The organism is Sphingomonas endophytica (assembly GCF_001476895.1).
Lineage (GTDB): Bacteria > Pseudomonadota > Alphaproteobacteria > Sphingomonadales > Sphingomonadaceae > Sphingomonas > Sphingomonas endophytica_A.
Window position 1 is genome coordinate 38272 of sequence record NZ_LDTB01000076.1, and the last position, 21445, is coordinate 59716.

General features: G+C 66.6%; 14 protein-coding genes. 7 read left to right on the forward strand and 7 right to left on the reverse strand.

Annotation, left to right across the window (positions count from 1 at the left end):
* Positions 1 to 160 precede the first annotated feature (160 nt).
* The gene (locus NS334_RS15225) at positions 161 to 3223 is read right to left on the reverse strand and encodes a TonB-dependent receptor (protein ID WP_241491984.1); all 3063 of its coding nucleotides are present in this window, start codon (positions 3221 to 3223) and stop codon (positions 161 to 163) included.
* Positions 3224 to 3380: 157 nt separating this feature from the next.
* Positions 3381 to 4487 (reverse strand): lactonase family protein, encoded by a 1107-nt coding sequence (locus NS334_RS15230; protein WP_058756810.1) that lies wholly within the window; start codon positions 4485 to 4487, stop codon positions 3381 to 3383.
* A 223-nt stretch (positions 4488 to 4710) separates the two neighbouring features.
* Here NS334_RS15230 and NS334_RS15235 point away from each other — a divergent pair, with 223 nt between their 5' ends.
* The 3 genes from NS334_RS15235 to NS334_RS15245 all read left to right on the forward strand — a co-directional run bounded on the left by NS334_RS15235 (position 4711) and on the right by NS334_RS15245 (position 7138).
* Complete coding sequence (locus NS334_RS15235) at positions 4711 to 5496, forward strand: SPFH domain-containing protein (protein ID WP_428835061.1); 786 nt, start codon at positions 4711 to 4713, stop codon at positions 5494 to 5496.
* A 4-nt stretch (positions 5497 to 5500) separates the two neighbouring features.
* Positions 5501 to 5713: a hypothetical protein gene (locus NS334_RS15240; RefSeq protein ID WP_058756812.1), complete on the forward strand. Its 213-nt coding sequence runs from the start codon at positions 5501 to 5503 to the stop codon at positions 5711 to 5713.
* 111 nt (positions 5714 to 5824) lie between these two features.
* On the forward strand, positions 5825 to 7138 hold the full coding sequence (locus NS334_RS15245) for a gluconate:H+ symporter (protein ID WP_058756813.1): 1314 nt from the start codon (positions 5825 to 5827) through the stop codon (positions 7136 to 7138).
* A gap of 41 nt (positions 7139 to 7179) precedes the next feature.
* Here the strand turns inward: NS334_RS15245 and NS334_RS15250 are convergent, their stop codons facing one another.
* The 4 genes from NS334_RS15250 to NS334_RS15265 form a co-directional block, all read right to left on the reverse strand.
* Complete coding sequence (locus NS334_RS15250) at positions 7180 to 10056, reverse strand: TonB-dependent receptor (RefSeq protein ID WP_083500525.1); 2877 nt, start codon at positions 10054 to 10056, stop codon at positions 7180 to 7182.
* A 213-nt stretch (positions 10057 to 10269) separates the two neighbouring features.
* A complete protein-coding gene (locus NS334_RS15255; RefSeq protein ID WP_058756815.1) occupies positions 10270 to 11052 on the reverse strand; it encodes a TadE/TadG family type IV pilus assembly protein in 783 nt (260 codons plus the stop codon).
* Complete coding sequence (locus NS334_RS15260) at positions 11043 to 11627, reverse strand: TadE/TadG family type IV pilus assembly protein (RefSeq protein WP_058756816.1); 585 nt, start codon at positions 11625 to 11627, stop codon at positions 11043 to 11045. Before NS334_RS15260 ends, NS334_RS15255 begins: the two co-directional genes overlap by 10 nt.
* A complete protein-coding gene (locus NS334_RS15265) occupies positions 11624 to 13270 on the reverse strand; it encodes a pilus assembly protein (RefSeq protein WP_058756817.1) in 1647 nt (548 codons plus the stop codon). The genes NS334_RS15260 and NS334_RS15265 overlap by 4 nt, the downstream gene beginning before the upstream one ends.
* Before the next feature lie 204 nt (positions 13271 to 13474).
* Here NS334_RS15265 and NS334_RS15270 point away from each other — a divergent pair, with 204 nt between their 5' ends.
* The 4 genes from NS334_RS15270 to NS334_RS15285 all read left to right on the forward strand — a co-directional run bounded on the left by NS334_RS15270 (position 13475) and on the right by NS334_RS15285 (position 20968).
* A complete protein-coding gene (locus NS334_RS15270) occupies positions 13475 to 15070 on the forward strand; it encodes a sodium:solute symporter family transporter (RefSeq protein WP_058756818.1) in 1596 nt (531 codons plus the stop codon).
* A 483-nt stretch (positions 15071 to 15553) separates the two neighbouring features.
* Entirely contained in the window at positions 15554 to 18352 is a 2799-nt protein-coding gene (locus tag NS334_RS15275; RefSeq protein WP_058756819.1) for a TonB-dependent receptor, read from the forward strand.
* Positions 18353 to 18411: 59 nt separating this feature from the next.
* Positions 18412 to 19485: an arabinan endo-1,5-alpha-L-arabinosidase gene (locus NS334_RS15280; protein ID WP_058756820.1), complete on the forward strand. Its 1074-nt coding sequence runs from the start codon at positions 18412 to 18414 to the stop codon at positions 19483 to 19485.
* 85 nt (positions 19486 to 19570) lie between these two features.
* Entirely contained in the window at positions 19571 to 20968 is a 1398-nt protein-coding gene (locus NS334_RS15285) for a M20/M25/M40 family metallo-hydrolase (RefSeq protein WP_058756821.1), read from the forward strand.
* Here the strand turns inward: NS334_RS15285 and NS334_RS15290 are convergent.
* On the reverse strand, positions 20949 to 21445 hold a 497-nt coding region (locus tag NS334_RS15290), incomplete at its 5' end, for a TetR family transcriptional regulator C-terminal domain-containing protein (RefSeq protein WP_083500527.1). The two genes, NS334_RS15285 and NS334_RS15290, sit on opposite strands and share 20 nt — an antisense overlap.

Consider the following 21445-nt stretch of genomic DNA (forward strand, 5'->3'; position numbering starts at 1 on the left):
GGCGAAGGCCGGGATCCACGGCACCGCGAAAGCCGAAGCCGATAACGGTGCGGAGCCGTGGACCCCGGCTTGCGCCGGGGTGACGATCGAGCGCGGCGCCGTCACGCTGTCCCGTCGCAAACGGGGCCATCAATCGGCGATGGCCCCTTCATCGACCCGATCAGAAGCGCGCGCGCACCCCGGCGATGAAGCGGCGCTCGTAGATGTTCTCGTTGAACACCTGATCTGTCCAGGTCAGGTAATAGCGCTCGGTCTCGCCGGTCAGGTTCGATGCCTGGCCGTAGATCGTGATGTTCGGCGTCACGTCGTAGGAGATCGAGGCGTCGAGATAGTTGGTCGGCATCTGATATTGCGCCAGACCGGTGATGCCGCTGTAGTTGGACGATACCAGACGCTTCGAGCGATAATTGTACGCGACACGCGCCTGCAAACCGTACTTCTCGAACCACAAGGCGGCGTTCGCCTGATGCTTCGAATTGTCCTGGAACGGCTGGTTGTTGCCGGCCAGATCGACGAGGCCTGCGTCGCCCAGCGACAGCGTGTAATTGGCATCGACGCCAAAACCGCCGAAGAAGCCGTCGACGCCGTAATCGGCCAGCGACTGCCGTGCCGAGGCTTCGATGCCCTTCAGCGTGCCGCCTTCACCCTGCGCCAGCGTGTTGGTGACGACCGGGCGACGGATCACGCCGTCATTGTCGGGGATGTCGTTGCGGATCTCGGTCGTGCGGGTGATGAAGCTGTCGACCGCGATGTAGAATGCGCCGACCGCGACCAGGCTGGAGCGGCCGGTATAATATTCGAAGCTCGCCTCGACATTGGTCGCGCGCCACGGGTTCAGGTTCGGGTTGCCCTCCGACGTGGCGGTCTGCGCCTCGAAGCGCGCCGGAGTGATCGTGGTGTTGATCGCATAGCCGACGTTCAGGCCCCCGCCCCACTGCTGGAAATCAAGCAGCGTCATCGTCTTCGAGAAAGCGGCGCGCGCGCGCAGCTTGCTGGTCAGATCGAAGGCGATGTTGATCGACGGCAGGAAGTCGGTGAACGACCGCTCGGTGCGCAGATCACCCGCGTCCACGCCCGAGACGCCATAGGGCTGCGGCGCGCCGACGATGTTCTGGCGGACGTTCAGGCGCGTGTTGACGACCTGCAACCCGCCGTTGGCGCGGAACGGCAGACCGGCCAGCTCGCCCTCGCCCGACACCTGCGCATAGCCCGAAATCTGGCGCGTGTTGACGTCGAACGACAGCGCCGGGTTCACCAGGTTCTGGCTGCCCGGATAGAATTTGTTCTGCCACGCCTCGCTATTGTCCATCGCCTTGGGATCAAGGACGTAGAGATTCGGCGCCCCCTGCGCCGGCAGCGCATATTGCTTGATCAGCCCGGCAAAGATCGGGTCGGTGGCCTGCCGCGTCAGACCAGCGGTGTAGGCGACGCCCGCCGCGTCGCGGACCGAGCACTTGTTGTCGTTCAGGTTGACGTCGAACGCCTTCCACTTGACCAGGCAGCCGGCCGCCGGATTGCCGGCGTTGTCGCGATTGCCGGCGTAGAAGGGCGAGACGCGGTCGAAGGTGAACTGGTCGACGCTGCGCTCGCCATAGCGCGCGCCGAACGACAGCTTCACCTGATCGTTCGCCTGCCATTCGGCATCGGCGCGCAACGCCCAGATGTCGCCGTTCTGATACTGGTTGCCCTCCGACGAGATCGTCTTCAGCCCGTAGCGCGAAGGGTCGGACGCCTGCGCCAGGAACGCCGGCGAGAAGCCGAAGACCGGCGCGCCGCTCGAATAATCGACCGTCGCGGTCTGGCTGTAGATCGAATAGCCGGTCGGGTTGAACTTGACGTCGCCGCCCGGATAATTGCCGTCACCGTTATACGCCCATTGCCGCCCGTTGGTCAGGCTGAACTGCGTGTACGACTGGTCGCGGTTGCGCGATGCCTTGCCATAGATGCCGCGCACCGTCGCCTTGAACGTCTCGGAAGGCTTCCAGTCGAGTTGCAGATTGTAGTTCTGCGACTCGCTCTTGGTGCGGAACGTCTCGGCATAGCTGTCGAAGTTCGGCAGGCTGTAGGTATATTCCTGCACGGTGTTGACGTTGCGGCCCTGATAGACCGCACCGGTGTCGCGCGACTTGGTCGGCAGGAACGGCGACGACAGCCAGTCGACGTTCTGGAACTGGAAACCGGCGGTGCGGTCATATTGCGTCTGGCGCGTGTAGAAGGCGTCGGCGGTCAGTTGCAGCGCGTCGTTGATCTCGAACTGCAACGACGCGTTCGCGCCGAAGCGCTGACGGTCCGTGACGCGGTTCCAGGCGGTGTGCGACTGCGGCGTGATGAATGCGTCATTGGCATCACCATCGCCGTTGACGTCGTAACCGACGATCGCACCCGAACTGTCGCGGACCGCCTTGCCACGGCTGACGCCGTTGTTGCCGACCGCAAAGTCGCCGGGGTTGGTGGCGCTTCCGCTCTCGTTGCGCAACGCGACGCCGTAATCCTGGAGCCCACGAAAGCTGTTGCCGAGCGTCAGGTCGCTGTACGCCGCCGACACCAGCAGGCCGACACGCTCGCCGTGGAAGGCGATCAGGCCGTTGGCGGACGGGTTCAGCTTCTTCGTGCGGTCGCCATATTGCCCTTCGGCGGCGGCGGAGAAGGTCAGCCCGCGCTTTAGGTCGAACGGACGGCGCGTCAGCAGGTCGACGGTGCCCGACAGGCCCGCCTGCTGGAGCGAGGCGGTCGGCGACTTGAACACGGTCGCGCCCGAAAAGAGCTGCGACGGAATGTCGGTGAAGTTCGGCTGCACGGTCGTGACCGAGTTCGCGCCGAGGAATTGCTCGCCGTTCAGCAGCGTCGTCACCTGCGGCAGGCCGCGGATGTTGACCGCAGCACCTTCACCCGCATCACGGCGGATCTGCACGCCCGCGATACGCTGGAGCGAGTCGGAAATGGTGACGTCGGGCAGCTTGCCGATGTCCTGCGCGCTGATCGCCTCGACCACGCTGTCCGCGTTGCGCTTCACCTCGATCGCGCGCGCCTGCGAGGCGCGGATGCCGGTGACGACGATATCGCTGGCCGCGTCATCGGCCTGCGTCGGCGCGGCGACCTGATCGGCGGAGGTGGCGACGGCGTCCGGAGCAGCGGTCTGGGCGGAGGCGTCGGCCGTCATGACGACCAGCGCGAATGGCGAAACGGCGCCCAGCATCGCGCGGCGCGCAGTGACCTTGATCATCAACCTCTCCCCTCTTCATTCCTGAAAGCGCGTTTTATTAAATCACGCATCTTTATTTATTCAACTTGGGTACGGCCCTGTCAAGGCGGGCAGAGGACACGCCCGCCGCCTTTTCGCTTTTTCAGCGCAATTTCAATGCTTCATTTGGTCAGGTCGGCTACTCGCCGATGAACACGACTCCGGGCAAGCGCAAGGCGACTGTCGCCGGTCCCAGCGTGCCGTCCGTTCGCAACGGCAATTGCGTGATCGTGCCCGCGCGCTGGTTCGCAACCAGCATGTCCCTACCACGCAACCGGAAGAAGCGTGGCCAGTGCCCGCCACAGCCGGCGTGCTGGAGCAGTCGCAGGCCGCCATCCGGTGCGACCGCATAGACTGCGATACTGTCATGCCCCCGGTTCGACACATAAAGGCGCGTGACCGTCGGGTTCAGCGCGATGTGCGCGCCATACGACGTACCGTGAAAATCCGCCGGGAGCGTCGACAGCACGGCCCGTTCCACGAACTCCCCATCCGGCCCCGCGTCCAAGATCGTGACGGTATTCGCCAGTTCGGTCACCAGATAGGCGACCGGCAGACGCGGGTGGCGAGCCAGGTGGCGCGGGCCGGAACCGGCCGGTGCGCGATAGGCGATCGAGGTACGGGCGATCCGCCCGGTGCGCGCATCGCGGTGATGCGCGAATACCGCATCCGCACCCAGATCGACCGAATGGAGGATCGCGCCGTCGTTCGTGAAGCCCACCCAGTGCGCGTGCGGCCCCGCCTGTCGCTCGACATTCGGGCCACGCCCGGTGTGCGCGACGATCTGCGCGGCGCCCCGCGGCATTCCACTGCCGCGATCCAGCGACCACAAGGCGACGCTGCCGCTCGAATAATTGGCGACCGCCAGCGCGCGACCGTCCGGGGCAAGCGCGGCGTGGCAGGGGTCAGCGCCGCCGGTCGACAGGCCGGCGAGCCTGCGAAATCGCGCGTCGTAGACCCCGAGCCCGCCCTCGGCCCGTTCGTCGAGCAGGTAGCGCAGCCGCCCGCCGGGGCGCGTCACGCCGAACGACACGTTACGGATCGCGGCGTCGGCGGAACCCGCGCGCCAGTGTCCGCCGCCATCGATCAGCGGCACCAGCCCGGCCCCGCCTTCATTGGCGTAAGTGCCGGCAAACAGGCCCGCGCCTTCCGCCGCGTGAGCGGCGCGTCCCGCCGACAGACCGGCGGCGAGGAGGCCGCCCAGGACAAGGCGGCGGCGGGGCAGCGGCGGGGAACGATCGTGCATTCCCCCTTTCGACGCCGCCGGCCCGCCGCCGTCAAGGGGGCGCATGGTCGCGGATCGCACCTTGCATCGCACTCAATTTGATATATATGTGATATCATATTTAGGGAGGAACGTTGTGGAACAGGGGAGTCTCACTCGCTCGCACGAACGGCGCGCGGCAACGACCAGCGGCTTTCCGTTGCTGGCCATCGCCGTCCTGCTGATCGCCACGGCGCTGGTCTTCATCGTCCGGCTCGCGACCGAAGTGGATGGGCCGATCCTGTCCCCGGTTCCGGCGCTCTGCGCGCTCGGCGCCGTGTTCGTCGCCGCCGGCTTCTACATGCTGCAACCCAATCAGGCGGCGGCGATCACGCTGTTCGGCAGCTATGCCGGCACCGACCGTACGCCGGGCCTGCGCTGGACGCTGCCGTGGCTGCTTCGTCGCAAGGTTTCGGTGCGCGCCAACAACGTCATCTCGGAACGGATCAAGGTCAACGACCTGCGCGGCAATCCGATCGAGATGGCGGCGCAGGTGGTCTGGCGCGTCGTCGACACGGCGCAGGCGCTGTTCGACGTCGACGACTACAAGGCGTTCGTCAACGTCCAGATCGAGGCGGCGGTGCGCACGATCGGCTCTCGCTATCCCTATGACGATTACGCGCATCAGGAGGTGACGCTGCGCGGCAACCACGACACGGTCGGCGCGGAACTGCGGGCCGAACTGATCGCGCGTCTCTCGGTCGCGGGGATCACCGTGGACGAGTGCGGCTTCACGCATCTGGCCTATGCGCAGGAGATCGCGGGCGCGATGCTGCGCCGGCAACAGGCGCAGGCGGTGGTCGCGGCGCGCACGACGCTGGTGGAGGGTGCGGTGGGGATGGTGGAACTCGCGCTGGACCAATTGTCGGCCAAGAACGTCGTCGAGCTGGACGACGAGCGGCGTGCGGCGATGGTGTCGAACCTGATGGTGGTGCTCTGCGGCGAGCGCGATACCCAGCCTGTCGTCAACGCCGGCTCGCTTTACCAGTAACGCGATGGCGCCCCCTCCCCGCAAGGCGTTTCCGCTGCGTCTCGACCCCGCGCTGCACGCCGCGATCGAGCGCTCGGCGGCCGGCGACCTGCGCAGCGTCAACGCGCAGGTCGAATGCCTGCTGCGCGAGGCACTGGCGCGGCGGGGCGTGAAGCTCGATGCGCCCACCCCCGCGCGCCGTGGGCGCCCGCCCCGGGACGGCGCGGACGACGCGTGACGAAGGGTTGACCCGTCACCGGTGTAGCGGCGAACGTACGCCGCACGCTCCGACGGAAGGATTCCTCCTCTACATGTTCCTCGACAAGGATCACATCGGGCGGTCGCGCCCGTGACGCTGCTCGCGGTGCTCGCCGCGGTCGGCCTGCTGGTGCTGCTGATCGCGGCTGGCAAGCTGCATCCGTTCGTGGCCTTCCTGCTGTCCGCGATCGTCGCCGCGCTGCTGCTCGGCCGGCCGCCCGCGACGATCGCCGGCAGCATAACGCGCGGGATCGGGGACATGCTGGGCTCGCTGACCGCGATCCTGTGCCTGGGCGCGATGTTCGGACGGATCGTTGCCGACAGCGGCGCGGCGCAGCGGATCGCCGATACGCTGATCGGCATCGCCGGCCCGCGCCGGATCACGCTCGCGCTCGCCGCCGCCGGCTTCCTGGTCGGCATTCCGCTGTTCTACAATGTCGGCTTCGTGCTGATGGTGCCGCTGATCGTGTCGGTCGTGCACCGGGCGCGCATGCCGACGATCTATCTGGCGATCCCGATGCTGTCGGGGCTGTCGATCGCGCACGGCTTCCTGCCGCCCCACCCCTCGCCCACCGCGCTGGTCGGGCAGTTCGGGGCGGATATGGGCCGTACCCTGCTTTACGGCCTCATCGTCGGCATCCCGACCTTGCTGGTGGCTGGGCCACTGTTCGCGCGGACGCTGAAAGGCATCCATGCCCGGCCCGTGATCGCGGTGCCATCCGCCGACGACGCTCAGGCGCAGCTGCCCGGCACGTTCGTCAGCTTCGCGGTGGCGCTCACCCCGGTGATCCTGTTGGCCGGCGCGACGCTCGTGACGTCCGTCGGGGGGCTGTCCGCCGATACGCTCGCCGTGGCCGCGATCGCGGGCGATGCGAACGTCGTCATGCTGGTCGCGCTGCTGCTCGCACTCGTCGTGCTGGGCATTGCGCAGGGCCGCGACCGCGCCGCGCTGTCGGCCGGCTCCGCCGATGCGGTGAAGGACATCGCCGGCATCCTGCTGATCGTGGCGGGGGCCGGCGCGCTGAAGCAGGTCTTCGTCGATGGCGGCGCCGCGACCGCGCTCGCCGGCTGGCTGGGCGGTCTGCACGTGCCGCCGCTGCTGCTCGGCTGGGGAATCGCGATGGTGATCCGCGTCGCGCTCGGCTCCGCGACCGTCGCCGGGCTGACCGCCGCCGGGATCGTTCAGCCGCTACTCGCCACCACCGGGGTCGATCCGTCGCTGATGGTGCTGGCGATCGGCGCGGGCAGCCTGATGTGCAGCCACGTCAACGACTCCGGTTTCTGGATGTTCAAGGAGTATTTCGGCCTGGGCCTGTCGGACACGTTCCGGTCGTGGTCGGTCATGGAGACGCTGGTCGGCGTCTTCGGCCTGTTGTTCACGATGCTGCTCAGCCTGGTCGTCTAGGCTGCCCGGGGCCGGCGCGACGCCTGCCCCGGACCGCGCCGTCAGAACTTGGCGCGGACGCCGAAATTGTAGCGTGCGCCGGTATCCTGCCGCAGCAGGAACCGTTCCTCGATCGCCGACCATTCGTTGACATACTGGTTGGTGACGTTGACGCCCTGCAGATACACCTGGAAATTGGGTGTCAGGTCATAGGACAGGCTGAAGTCGAGTTGTCCGTAGGCGGAGCGGTTGCGGGGCCGCGACTGGCTGTCGCGACAGTTGCGCAGATAGTCCGACCGCCAGTTGTACGACACGCGCGCCGACACGCCGTATTTCTCGTAGAAGACGCTGCCGTTCGCGGAATGCGGCGACAGACCGTTGTAACCGCACGGATAATCGGCAAGCGTCTGGTCGCGCTGCGCGCTGCTGGCGACGTAGGTATAGTTGCCGGTCACGCCGAAGCCGGACGCGAAACCACCCAGCGCATCCAGCGAATATTGCCCGCCGACCTCGATGCCCTTGATCGTCCCGGTCTGCCCGTTGCGGGTGCGCGTGTCCTGGAACACGCGCCCGAAACGATCGACGGGCAGGGTCTGCAACTCTAGGAAATCAGAGAGATCCTTGTAGAATCCGCCGATACTCAGATAGCTGACGCGCGAGATATACCATTCCAGCGACACATCGTAATTGGTCGACCGGAACGGCAGCAGGTTCGGGTTGCCGCCCGACGACAAGGGCACCGAAATGCGACCGCCGAAGTCGTTGTTGACCCCCAGATCGGTCAGGGTCGGCCGCGTGATCGTCTGTGAAAATGCGGCGCGCGCGATGAGGTTCTCGGCGACATTGTACTTGATATTGGCAGACGGCAGCGCGTTCACGTAACCGTTGCGCACCGACACCGCGGTCGCCGGCCCATACGTATATTGCAGCGTGTCGTCGCCCGGCGTGTTGGCGATGCCGGTGACGGGCGTGTTGAACCCCGACGACAGCACATCGGTGCGGACGACGCGGACGCCGGCGTTGCCCGACCAGCGCTCCCCGCCGAACTGCATGCTGACATAGGCGGCGGTCAGCCGTTCGCGGACGTTGACGGTGCCGCGCAATTGCTCGCGCACCCCGAACGGGCCACCCTGCAACGCCAGCACCTGCCGCGCGAACGCCGCCTGCTGTTCGGGCGTCCGACCGTTGGTCGGGATGGCCAGCGTCGCGGGATCGTTGAGATAGTCCAGGAACGCGCCGGCATCGAATTCGAAAACCGAAGGCGGGATCTGCTGCCCGTCGCCGACCAGCTTGCCCCATTCGTAATCCTGCAACAGCCCGGCGGGGATCGGCACCTGATAACCGCAATAGGTGCAGCTGGAATCGCTGTTGTTGAACGAGCGGTTGATCTTCTTCCGCTCGGTATAGGACACGCCCATCGACACGGTCTTCAGCACCGAATCGTCGATGTCCCACTTGCCGTCGAGGTGGAACTCCGACCCGCGATCGCGCGAGCGATTGTTGTCAATCCCCATGTAATGGAGCCGCATCCGGTCCGGGTCGTTGATGATGTCGTTGTCGTAGGAGATGGCCGGCAGCCCGTTCCCGCCGTCCAGCGTGAACTGATAGGTGTAGGGCAGCAACGCCCCGATCACGAGATACTGGTTCGGCGACGCGCGATTGGCGCCCGTCATCGACGCATCGAAGCGCAGTTCGACATTGTCGGCCGGCGTCCACTTGACGTTGCCGCCGATCTGATAGCTGTCGGACAGGCGATTGGTCAGGTTGAAGACGTGATCGACCTTCGCATTGACGCCGTTGTTGGTCAGACGACCGGCATTGTCGGCCAGGAATTGCGGGTTCTGCGCGATGAAGTCGCGCCCGATCATGCTCAGCTCGGTCGCGGTGCCATTTCCGTCGAAGGCCGGCAGGTAATAAGGCGCGGCCATGAAGTTATCGAGCCGGCGGACCGTGCCGGACACGTCGAACTTGGAATAGATGCCGTCGATCGTCATTTCCAGCGTGTCGGTCGGCCGGTACTGGATCGATCCGGACACGTTGATCCGCTCGCGCGACTGCTGCGCGCGCTGGTAATAGAGGCTTTGCGGCACGTTGACGTTGCCCTGCACCGGATAGCGCGGATCCGATCCGGTCAGCAGCGTCGGGGTGCCGCCGATGTTCGATACGATATCCGGCCGCCCGTTGATCCAGCCGTCGATCGCGATCGTATCGATCTGGTTCAGCCGCTTGGTATAGGACCCCGCCAGCAGGATCCCGAACGTCTTGTCGGGATTGGCGTAGGAGACGGTCGCCGCCACATCCGGCGACGCCTTTTCGCGCAACGTGTCGTAGATGCCGCCGATCTGCGCGGTCGCGTGCAGCCCGCTGCGTCCGGACAGGGCGCGCGCGGTGACGATGTTGACGGTCGCGCCGATCCCGCCTTCCTGAAGCTCCGGCACCGGCGACTTGTAGACGTCGGTGCGCTGGATCATGTTGGACGACAGCACGTCGAACGAAAATTCACGCCCCGCATTGTCGGTCGCCATGACGCGTCCGTTGACCAGCACGGTGTTGAACTCCGGCCCCAGGCCGCGCACCGTGATGAATTGTCCCTCACCGCCCGAACGATCGATCGCCACGCCGGTGATGCGCTGGAGCGACTCGGCGATATTGGCGTCGGGAAACTTGCCGACGTCGACCGCGGTGATCGAATCGACGATCTGGTTCGCGTCGCGCTTTACCTGCGCGGACGAGCTGAGGCTGGCGCGGATGCCGGTGACGACGATATCCTCGCCCGCCGCCGCCCCCGCCGTCGGGGGTGCCTCCTGCGGTGCGGTCTCGGTCGCGGGGGCGGTCGTGGTACCCGGCCCGACCGGCACCGGCGAGATGCTTTGCGCCAGCGCCATGGACGGCAACGAACAGCCCGCGCCCAGCGCGGCCAGAATCCACCACGATCTCATCTCTCTCTCCCGTTCTGTTGTCTTTTTACGACCGTCCGTGGAGAGATCGGCGCCCGACAGGCCCTGTTACCCACCTCTCCACGGGGCGAGCGGAGCGACAGCAAGGCTTACCTTCAATATTTTTGCGGCAGATTAACTGTTTAGCGGGATGAAGCTCGTGTGGCGGCGCGCATCGCCGCATGGGCCGGACGATCCCGACCGACCGATGCCGGCTCAGGTGGTCGGCACCGCCGGGTCGAACAACCGGCAGTCGGCGCGTGCGGTACCCGACAGCCGCGCATCGTTGCGCAGCGAATAGGCGGTGCGCTGACGCACGTTGAACGCCACCAGCCGCCGGATCTGCGGCGTGCGCACCACCGCGGTGACGAGGCTGATCGGGGCGAGCGGCTGATAGGTATAGACCACCTCGACCACCATCACCGCCGTCCCGGGCGCGGCGGCGATCTGGTTGGCGGCGGCGCCCATCCCGTCGATAATCGATGCGCCCTCGACCGCGCCGTGATCGGCGTTCGTGGTGTCGTCCAGATTGGTGACCGGCTGCCCGGCGCTATCGCGCGGCACGCCGTAGGAAGAGGTCGCCGCCAGCGCGCCCACGCACCGCTGCCAGCGGATCCACTGGCGATAACCGTCGGGGTTGCCCGGGCTCACCGGCCCCTTGCCGTTCGTGCCGGTGGTGGTCGTGCGCTGCTCCAGATCGGACAGGATGATCCGCCCGTTCCTGGCCAGTCCCAGCGGCTCGCCCATCTTCAGCGCGCCGATCATCACCTCCGCCACGTCGGATTCGTCGATCGTCGTGCGCACGCGTCCGGCATTGTCGGCCACCGCCATCGCGATCTGCGACACGCGCAGGTTGGCGGACGCGTAATTGCCCAGTTCGACCCCGCCCAGCCCGAGCATCAGCACGACCGGCGCGGTGATCGCGAACTCGGTCAGCGCGACCCCGCGCTGCGCCCGCGCCAGCCGCACCCATGCGCCGCGAAGGGGGATCAGCCGCATACCGTCGCCGGCTCCGGCTGCGCGGCATAGGGCTGGTTCTTCAACATGGTCGACGCGGTGATCCGGCTGACGCCGTCCCATCCGAGCAGCCGGCTCATCGGCAGGATCTCGGGAAAGGTGACGGTCGCGACATAGACCACGATGTCGTCGGACCCGCCCGTGCCCGCCCGCGCGGCATCGGCATCCCACACGCCATTGCCGTTGATGTCGGTGAAACAGTCGCCGGGGTTGTAGCGTCCCAGCGGCGCGGTGTCGGTGGTGATCGGTTCCGGCCGGGCGACCTGCCGGAACTTGCCGTAACTGGAAGGGACGACGAACACCGTCGCCTTCGGCGCGATCGGCGCGACGTTGTCCTTCAGCATCGTGGTGAGCTGTTGGGTCGTCGTGCTGGTGCCGACGGTCACGCGCCGCGCGGCCCGGTCCAGCCCGTCCTGCACCTGCTGGATGACATACTGGCGGTATCCCAGGTCGACCAGCGCGCACATGATCGTGATCGCGGGCAGGGCCACGATCGCGAACTCCACCGCCGCCGCGCCGCGCCGGTCGGCGCGCAGCCGTGCGCCCAGCCGCGTCATTGCGTCAGCCTCAGCGCGCCGATGTTCTTGCCGATCTCGACGAACCTGGCGAGCAGCGCCGCCTGATCGGCGGAGGTCGACGCCTGGCTGGGGGTGCTGGCGCAATTGGTCAGTGACGAATCCAGCGACGTGGCGAAGCCGATGACCCAGACCGAATAGCCCATCGACTTGGCGCGCGCGCAGAGCAGGTTGAACCGCTGCTTGTGGCGGGCGAGCTGGTCGTCCTGATTGGAATTGTTGCCGCCCGGCGTAACCCGCGCGTCGATCCGCTCGATACCATAGGAACTGTAGAGCGCGTCGTACCCGGTTTCGAACAGGCCGTCGGTCATGAAGATGATGTACTTCTTGACCGGCATCGTATTGTACGTGTCGGGGTTGCTCGGGCCGAAGATGCCGCCCGACGATGCCCAGCGCGCGCCCCACATCATGCCGTTGTCGTGATAGGTGCCGCCATCGGGGTTGAGCGTCGCCAGATAGTCCCGCAATCCGTCGCGGCTCCACGACTTCATCGGCGCAGCCTCCGCCGGGCAGGCGGATTGCGGCCTGGTCCCCTCGTTCCTGTACATGCCGATGTAGTAATTGGCATACTCGACCTCGGGCCAGTACGGCTTCCAGCGTGACGCGTCGTCGCTGGGAATGCGATCGATGTCGAGGTCCAGCGCACCGGCCGGTATGACGGCGTCGGTGCTGCCCATGCGGACCGTCTGCCGCTCTTCGACACAGCCCCTCCACGCCGTCGGGCGCGCTCCGCCCGCGACCGGGGTCAGGCCGTATTGGCCGCCGCTGGTCCCCACCAAAGCGTTGACGTCCACCGTGCCACCGGCGACGAAGTCCGAAATGTCGTAGGTGTTCGCCGGATAGATGAAGTAGGTGCACCTGCCCCGGCGCGAATCATAGCTGCCGTAATAGCTGTTGCAGGTGTTCTCGCTGGTATAATCGGCGACCACCTGCCGCGTGCGATAGGTCGCGGTATTCGATACCATGAAGCTCGGATTTGCCGCGCGGATCGCCTTGCCGACGTTCACCGCGCTGGCATAGGGCACCACGCCATAGCGCAGCCGCATCCCCGCCGCATCGAGCTGCGTCTGTACGGGCTTGAGTTGATCGTACAGCGCCAGCACCGCGTTGCGCAGCGCGTCGATCTTGCTGACCGTGTCGCTGGAGGTCGCGGTCTGGGCCATCGATCCGGTCGTGTCGAGGACCAGAACGATATCGGTGTTCACGAAATCCTGCGACGCGTTGCACGTCACGTTGACCGGCAGGCTGGTGTAACCGAACATCCGCATGATCGAGGTCGGCACCGTGGTCGCCGCCTTGATGACGACGGTGGTCTTGGAATCGGTCGTGCTGGTGATCGACGGCGCGAACGGCGCGGAGCCGAGGAAACCCTGCCGGAAGTTGAAATTGAAGAACTTCGCCGCCTCCGCGCGCACCGTGTCGTCGACCGCGCCGTTCGTCATCGCGCGCCGTCCCGCCAGCACCGCGGCGTCGCACGCGACCTGCATCTGCTTGCGCGCGACATAGCCCGTGCCGAGGTCCACCGCCGATCCGACCAGCGCCACCAGCGGAATCAGCAGCATCACCCACAACATCATCACGTTGCCGCGTCGGTCCCGCGCCAGCCGCACGGCCGTGCGCGGCACGGCACGACGCGCGCGCGATGGCTGACCGGCGGTGCGATCCTGACGACTCATGCGACCGCTGTAGGAAGACTTCCTTAAAAACCTTTCACCCGGCGTAAATCGACCGCAGGCGTGCCGACGCCGGTTGACGGCGCGCCGCCGCGCGGGACATCACGGGCGGACAGAGGGCGCCCGCGGACGGCGCGGCCGCGGGGAGGGCAAGACATGACGTTGCAGACGATCGATCTGGTCGTGGTGATCGGCTACGCGATCGGCATCTTCGTCCTCGCGCAATGGGTCAGCCGCGACAAGGCGGGCGAGACCAAGGACACCTCGGACTATTTTCTGGCGTCCAAGGCGCTGCCGTGGTGGGCGGTCGGCGCATCGCTGATCGCGGCCAACATCTCCGCCGAACAGATCGTCGGCATGGCCGGATCGGGCTATGCGATCGGGCTGGCGATCGCTTCCTACGAATGGATGGCGGGCGCCACGCTGCTGATCGTCGGCAAGTTCTTCCTGCCGATCTTCCTCCACAACCGCATCTACACGATGCCGCAGTTCCTGGAGCAGCGCTACGGCGGGTCGATCCGCACGATCATGGCGGTGTTCTGGCTGGCGCTGTACATCTTCGTGAACCTGACCTCGATCATCTGGCTCGGCTCGATCGCGGTGAACCAGGTGGCGGGCATCGACCAGAATATCGCGCTGGTCGGGCTCGGCGCGTTCGCGGTGCTGTATCAGCTGCGCGGCGGGCTGAAGGCGGTGGCGCTGACCGATATCGTGCAGGTGACGCTGCTGGTGCTGGGCGGGCTGATGGTCTCCGCGCTGACCCTGAAGGCGATCGGCGGCGCAGGCGGGATCGTCGGCGGCTTTACCGAGCTGACGCGCCGGGTGCCCGACCATTTCGACATGATCCTGTCCCCGGACAATCCGCACTACAAGGAACTGCCCGGGCTGGCGGTGCTGATCGGCGGCATGTGGATCGCCAACCTCAGCTATTGGGGGTTCAACCAGTATATCATCCAGCGCGCGCTGGCGGCGAAAAGCCTGCCCGAGGCACAGAAGGGGATCGTGTTCGCCGCGTTCCTGAAGCTGCTGATGCCGCTGGTGATCGTGCTGCCGGGGATCGCGGCGGTGGTGCTCGCCCCCGATCTCGCCAAGCCGGATCAGGCCTATCCGGCGATGCTCCGGCTGTTACCGCCGGGATTGCTGGGGCTGGTGTTCGCGGCGCTGATCGCGGCGATCATCGCCTCCACCGCGTCGAAGATCAATGCGATCGCGACGATCTTCACGCTCGATCTCTATGCCAAGCGCTTCCCCGCACCGACCGCGGCCGAGGACGGTAAAGCCGATCCGGCGGGCGAGCGGCGGCTGGTGCTGGTCGGCCGCATCGCCGCCTGCGTGTCGATCGTGATCGCGATGCTGACCGCGCGTCCGCTGATCGGCCAGTCGGATCAGGCGTTCCAGTTCATCCAGGAATTCTCCGGCTTCTTCACGCCCGGCATCACCGTCATCTTCCTGCTGGGGCTGTTCTGGAAGCGCGCCAACGAGGCCGGGGCGATCGGCGCGGCGGTGGCGTCGGTGGTGCTGTCCTATGTGCTGCGCGCGGCGCTGCCCGACTTGCCGTTCCTCAACCGCATGAGCCTGGTGTTCGCGCTCAGCCTGGCGCTGGCGATCGCGCTGTCGCTGCTGGTCCGCTCGCGCGCCGACGCCAATCGCGTCACGGTGCAGGGTGTGGATTTCCGCACCACCACCGGCTTCAACGCCGCCAGCCTCGGCCTCGTCCTGATCCTCGTCGCGCTCTACGCCACATGGTGGTGATCGCGAGCCGACGTCGGATCGATCCGCGCTGACACCGGTCGAGGGGGCGTCCGCCCGCGCCGGCCCTGCCCTGCCCTGCCCTGGCCGCCTTATCGGTGCCGGCAACGCGTATAGCGCCGGGCGCCTGATCGCGCTGGCGCTGCCCGTCGTTTATGCTTATCGGGCGCTCGCGCGACTAACCGGCGGCGCTGCGACGACGTCAAGGCGGGCGGCGTTTTCAGCGAGAATCGACACGCCGGCCACCGATCGCACGCCAGGCCGTCATCAGCCGGGCATCGCCAAGCGCCTTATGCCGGAGTAATGGCAACCGCGCGACCGATATCCTGCGCTTCATCTTCGTTTCATCATCCGATTCACCCCTAGCCAGCAATAATGATCCCGCTTGCGCATTTCCGCGGCACTGCTATTTGAATGTCCGAGTAATGGGCGCCGCCAGAGCGCTCGTCTCGTGGAACGCTCCACATGCGAAAGGGGAGGATCACCATGGCATCCAGATTACTTTTTCTCGCGTCCGTGTCGGCGGCGTCGCTGTTGGCGACCGACCCCGCACTGGCGCAAACCGCTGCCGCACAGGGCGCTAGCGAGGCGACGCAGCCCGCGACGCAGGAACAGGCGGCCGACGATATCGTTGTCACCGGCGTCCGCGCCGCGATCGTCGGCGCGATCAACCGCCGCCGCGAGTCCACGCAGATCGTCGACTCGGTCGTCGCCGAGGACGTCGGCAAATTGCCTGACAATAACGTCGTCGAGGCGCTGCAGCGCGTCACCGGCGTGCAGGTCACCGATCGCGGTCAGGGCGAGGCCGCCGGTATCCAGATTCGCGGCCTTCCCGACGCATTGACGACGCTGAACGGCCGCAAGATCTTTTCGACCTCGGGTCAGGCGTTCGCGCTTCAGGACATTTCGGCGAACCTCATCAAGCGCGTCGACATCTTCAAGACGCGCGCGGCCGACCAGATCGAAACCGGGCTGGCGGGCCAGGTCGATGTCGTGACGCGCCGGCCGTTCGATTTCGACGGTTTCGCGCTCTCCGGTCTGGCGCGCGGCATCTACGATCAGGAAGCCGACAAGATCAATCCCAACGCCGCCTTGCTCATCAGCAACCGGTGGGAAACGGGGATCGGCGACATCGGCCTGCTGGTGAACGGCAGCTACAATCGCTACGATTTCCGTACCATGTCGGCGACGGCGGGCGCGTTCGTGCCGTTTGCGACGATGAACCCGCCGGCGGGCAGCGGGCTGACCCCGTTCCAGCGCATCTTCGGCGGTTGGAAGCCGGGCAACGAGACCGGCCTGCCGACCGCGCCGGGCTCGACCCTGCCGATCAACGGCGTCGCCACGCCTTATTATCTGTCGCGCGACGCGGTCTTCAGCTCCGACCTGTACGGTCGGCGCGAGCGGCCGTCGGGCAATATCGCGTTGCAATGGGCGCCGAACAGCAGTTCGGTCTACACCGCCGAAATGTACTATGCCGGGTATCGCGGCGAGACGTTCAACAGCCTGCAATTCAGCTTCGTCGACTTCTGGGACAATCCGCAGGCGCCGATGCTGTACAACGGCACGAACATCGTGAAGTCGCGCGTCGCCAACAACGTCTATGGCTTCAACAGCGCGGATTACGGACGCAGCAAGACCGACAGCTTCGTCTATGCGCTGAACGGCAAGTGGAACGTCGGCGCGAACGGCGGGATCGTCGCCGACGTCGCCTATCAGACCAGCACCAACACCAACGCCTTCTTCGCGATGCGCACCGATCGCGTGGCCAAGCAGATCACGGCCGACTTCAACGCGGGGGGCGGCATTCCGTCCTATCATTTCGACAATGACGCGTTGCTCGCCGATCCGAAGGTGTGGAACGTCGCTCAATTGTATGACAATAGCGGGCGCGACAAGGGCAGCGCGATCACCGCGACGCTCGACGGCTTCTACGCCTTCGACGACGGCTTCCTCCGCAAGATCCAGGCCGGCTTCCGCTTCGACGATCGCCGGGCGTCCAGCGAGATTCGCACCGCCGACGCCAACGGACTCAACCGCCCGCTGTCGGGTTTTCCGGCGGAAGCGACCTTCACGAACAGCAACTTCTTCGAAGGGCGCGGCGACGTGCCGCGCAGCTGGGTGGCGGCGAACGGCTATTACAACTACGCCCATGCCGACGAGATCCGCACGCTCTATGGCCTGAAAACCTCGGACCAGCTCACGCTGACCAAGACCTTCGACGTCGACGAGATTTCGCTCGCCGCCTATGTTCAGGCCGACGCGCAGGTATCGATCTTCGGCCGACCGCTGAAGCTGCAGGGCGGTTTCCGCTACGTCACCTACGATACCGACGCGACCTTCATCGACCGCTTCAACAACGGTGCGGTGTCGCGCGCCTCGCCGGGTTCGGACCGTTTCCTGCCCAGCTTCACCGCCCGCTATGAAGTGACGCCGAACCTGCGCGCACGCTTCAACTATGGCGAAACGCTGCGTCGGCCCGATTTCAGCGCGATCAACCCGAACTATTCGCTGACGGGCGATCTGACCAACGTCGGCTATGGCAGCGGCTCGGCCGGAACGGCGAATCTGAAGCCGACCACGTCGAAGAACTACGACCTTGCGCTGGAATGGTATTTCGAGCGGAGCAGCGCGATCACCCTCACCGGCTTCCGCCGCGAGATCGAGGGGCTGGTGGTGCCGGTCAGCCAGCTGGAATTCATCCCCAACAACGGCATCGTCGCGGGCGCGACCGACAATTTCGTCATCAGCCGCCCGGCCAACGCCTCGAACGGCGTGCTGAAGGGGCTGGAACTGGGCGTCACCTATTTCCCCAGCTACCTGCCGTCGATCCTCAAGGGGCTCGGCTTCCAGGGCAGCCTGACGGTGCTCGATTCCAACCAGAACGTGCCGATCTTCGACATCAACGGGCGGCAGACGGGCGAGCAGCGTTCCGGCTTCTTCGGCGTGTCGGACGTGTCGTACAATGCGACGGTCGCCTATGATAACGGCCCGATCGGCGCGCGCCTGTCCTATGTCTATCGCAACGCGTGGCAGGCCCGGTACGAGGCGCGGCTGTTCGCCAATCCGCTGGGCGTGTGGCGGCGCGCGGAACGCAGCCTCGACTTCCAGCTGACCGCGCGCGTGACGCCGCGGCTCGGCCTGACGTTCGACGCGGTGAACCTGACGCGCACGAAGCAGCAGGAATATTATCGCTTCGACAATGTCGGCGACAAGGACCGCTTCAACCTCGGCACGGTGCTGATCCCGCGCACCTTCGCGGTCGGCCTTCGCTACAGCTTCGACTGATCTTTCCGGGGCGGTCCCGGCGACCGCCCCGTCCCCCTCTTTCGCAAAGGACATTGCCCGTGAAGCATCTTCCGACGCTCGCGCTGCTGCTGCTGGCCTCGTGCGGGTCGGGCGACGGCGACCTCTCCGCCTCGCCCGCGCCGTCGACCAGCCCGACGCCCACTCCCTCCCCCACGCCGTCGCCGACCGCCAGCCCGACCCCGACCTCGATGGTCGCGCTGACCGGCAACATCGCCCCCGCGCACGACCCGGCGATCCTGAAGGACGGCAACACCTATTATCTGTTCACCACCGGTAACAACGGCGATGCCGAGGGGCTGCTCGCGTTGCGCACCTCGACCGACCTGAAGGACTGGACGCTGCGCGGCGGCAGCTACACCGCGCTGCCCGCCTGGACCGCGACGGCCGTTCCCGGCTCGACCGGCATGTGGGCGCCGGACATCTCGAAGGTGGGCAACCAGTACCGCCTCTATTACTCGATCTCGACCTTCGGGAAGAACCAGTCGGCGATCGGCCTCGCCACCGCGACGGTGATCGACCCGACCAAGCCCGCCGCCAACTGGGTCGATCAGGGGCCGGTGATCCAGTCGACGACCAGCGACAATTACAATGCGATCGATCCGATGGCGTTCACCGATGCCGATGGCCGGGCATGGATGACCTTCGGCAGCTTCTGGTCGGGGATCAAGCTGATCCAGCTCGACCCCGCGACGGGGCTCCGGCTGGCCAATGATCCCGCGCCGCGTGCGCTGGCCTCGCGCCCGTCGCCCGGCGCGATCGAGGCGCCGTACATCGTCCGCCATGGCGGCTATTACTACCTGTTCGCCTCGTTCGACTCCTGCTGCCAGGGTGCCAACAGCACCTACAACACCGTCGTCGGCCGCTCGGCGACGGTCGACGGCCCGTATGTCGATCGCGACGGCAAGGCGATGCTGCAGGGCGGCGGGACGCAGGTGCTCAGCAACGGTCAGGGCACCGGCAGCCGCTTCGTCGGGCGCGGGCACGTCGCGATCCTCCAGCAGAGCGACGGCGACTATATCGTCTATCACGCCTATGACACGACGAAGAACGGCTTCCCGACCCTCCAGATCCAGAAGCTGACGTGGAGCACGGACGGCTGGCCCAGCGTCTGACACGCGATGGACACGGCGGGGTCGCTTGCTTTCGCGGCCCCGTCGATTAGCCTCGCCGCCGATCCGACACGGAAAGAGGGCGCGCATGGCGGTACGGAAGCTGGTTCGATATGTCGCGGGGGCCGCTGCGCTCCTCGCCCCGGTTGCGGCACAGGCGGCGACGCGCGACGCCGCCGCCGAGGCGCAGGCGCTGGAGATCGCCAAGCGCGCCATCGCCTTCCGCAGCGTAGCCGGTCCCGGCAATGCCACCGAAAAGCTGGACGATTACATCAAGTCGGTGCTGGTCGCCGGCGGCTTCCCGGCCGCCGATATCACCATCACCCCGGTCGACGACACCGCCTATCTGGTCGCGCGCTGGCGCGGCAGTGATCCGAAGGCGAAGCCGCTGGTCATTTCCGGCCATCTCGACGTGGTCGAAGCCAAGCCGTCCGACTGGCAACGCGACCCGTTCACGGCGGTGGTCGAGAACGGCTATCTCTACGGACGCGGCGCGACCGACATGAAGCTGGACGCCGCCATGGCCACCGCCGCGCTGATCCAGATGAGGAAGGCCGGCTACACACCGCGTCGCGACATCGTGCTCGCCTTCTCCGGCGACGAGGAGACGCGCATGAAAACCAGCGCGCTGATCGCCGAGCAACTCAAGAACGCCGACCTCGTCCTGAACATCGACGGCGGCGGCGGGCGGCTGGGGGAGGACGGCAAGCCGCAATTCTTCACCTGGAACGGCGCGGAGAAGACCTATGCCGATTTCGAGCTGACCGTCACCAACCCCGGCGGACACAGCTCCGCCCCGCGCCCGCAGAATGCGATCGTGCAATTGTCGGAGGCGCTGGCGCGGATCGGCCATTATCGCTTCACCCCGCAGGTGTCGGAGCTGACGCGCACCTTCTTCCGGGAAGCGGCCAAGCAGAAGAGCGGCGAGCTGGCCGCCGCGATGCGCGCCTTCGCCGCCGATCCGGCGGACCAGAAAGCGATCGCGGTGCTCGCCGCCGACCCGGCCTATGTCGGGCAGATCGGCACCACCTGCGTGCCGACGATGGTGTCGGGCGGCCACGCGCTGAACGCGCTGCCGCAGCGCGCGACCGCCAACATCAACTGCCGCATCTTTCCGGGCGTGAAGCCGGCGGCGGTGATGGAGACGCTGAAACAGGTCGCCGCCGAACCGGCGGTCACGATCCGCGACGTCACCGAAGGATCGGTGCCCAACGACGCCTCGCCGATGCGCGCCGATTTCGTCGCGGCGGTGACGCGCGCGATGGCGAAGGTGCGGCCCGGCGTGCCGGTCTTTCCCAGCATGTCGGCGGGGGCCAGCGACAGCATGTGGTTCCGATACCATCACGTCCCCAGCTATGGCGCCAGCCCGATCTTCATCAAGGAATCGGACGATTTCAGCCATGGGCTGAACGAACGCACGCCGGTCGACAATATCGCGCCGGGGCTGGATTATTATCGCTCGCTGTTCACCGATCTGTCGAAATGATGTCGGCGAGATAGGCGGCGGCGAGGGCGCGGGCCTCGCCCGCGTCCACGCTGCCCGGCGACAGGCAGAGTTCGAGCCACAATCCGTCGACCAGGGCGGTGACGCCGATCGCCGCCAGCCGCAACCGCGCCGCCGGCACCCCGCACGCGGTGAGCAATTCCTCCAGCCGCGCGCGAAACGCCGCATAATGATGGTCGTGCCGCGCCAGCATCGCCGGATCGCTGCGCGCCAGGCTCCATAAGGCGATCCACGTCGCGAGCAGCGCGGGATCGGCGATCGGCGGGGTGAAGCTGGCGGCGACATAGGCCTCCAGCCGCGCCGCCGGCGCCTCCCCCGCCGCGGCGACCGCCGCCTCCAGCGCGGTCCCTACCCGCGTCGCGACATGATCGTAGCTGGCCGCCACCAGCCGGTCGACACCGCCGAAATGATGCGTGACCAGCCCCGGCGACACGCCCGCCGCCGCCGCGATCGTCCGCA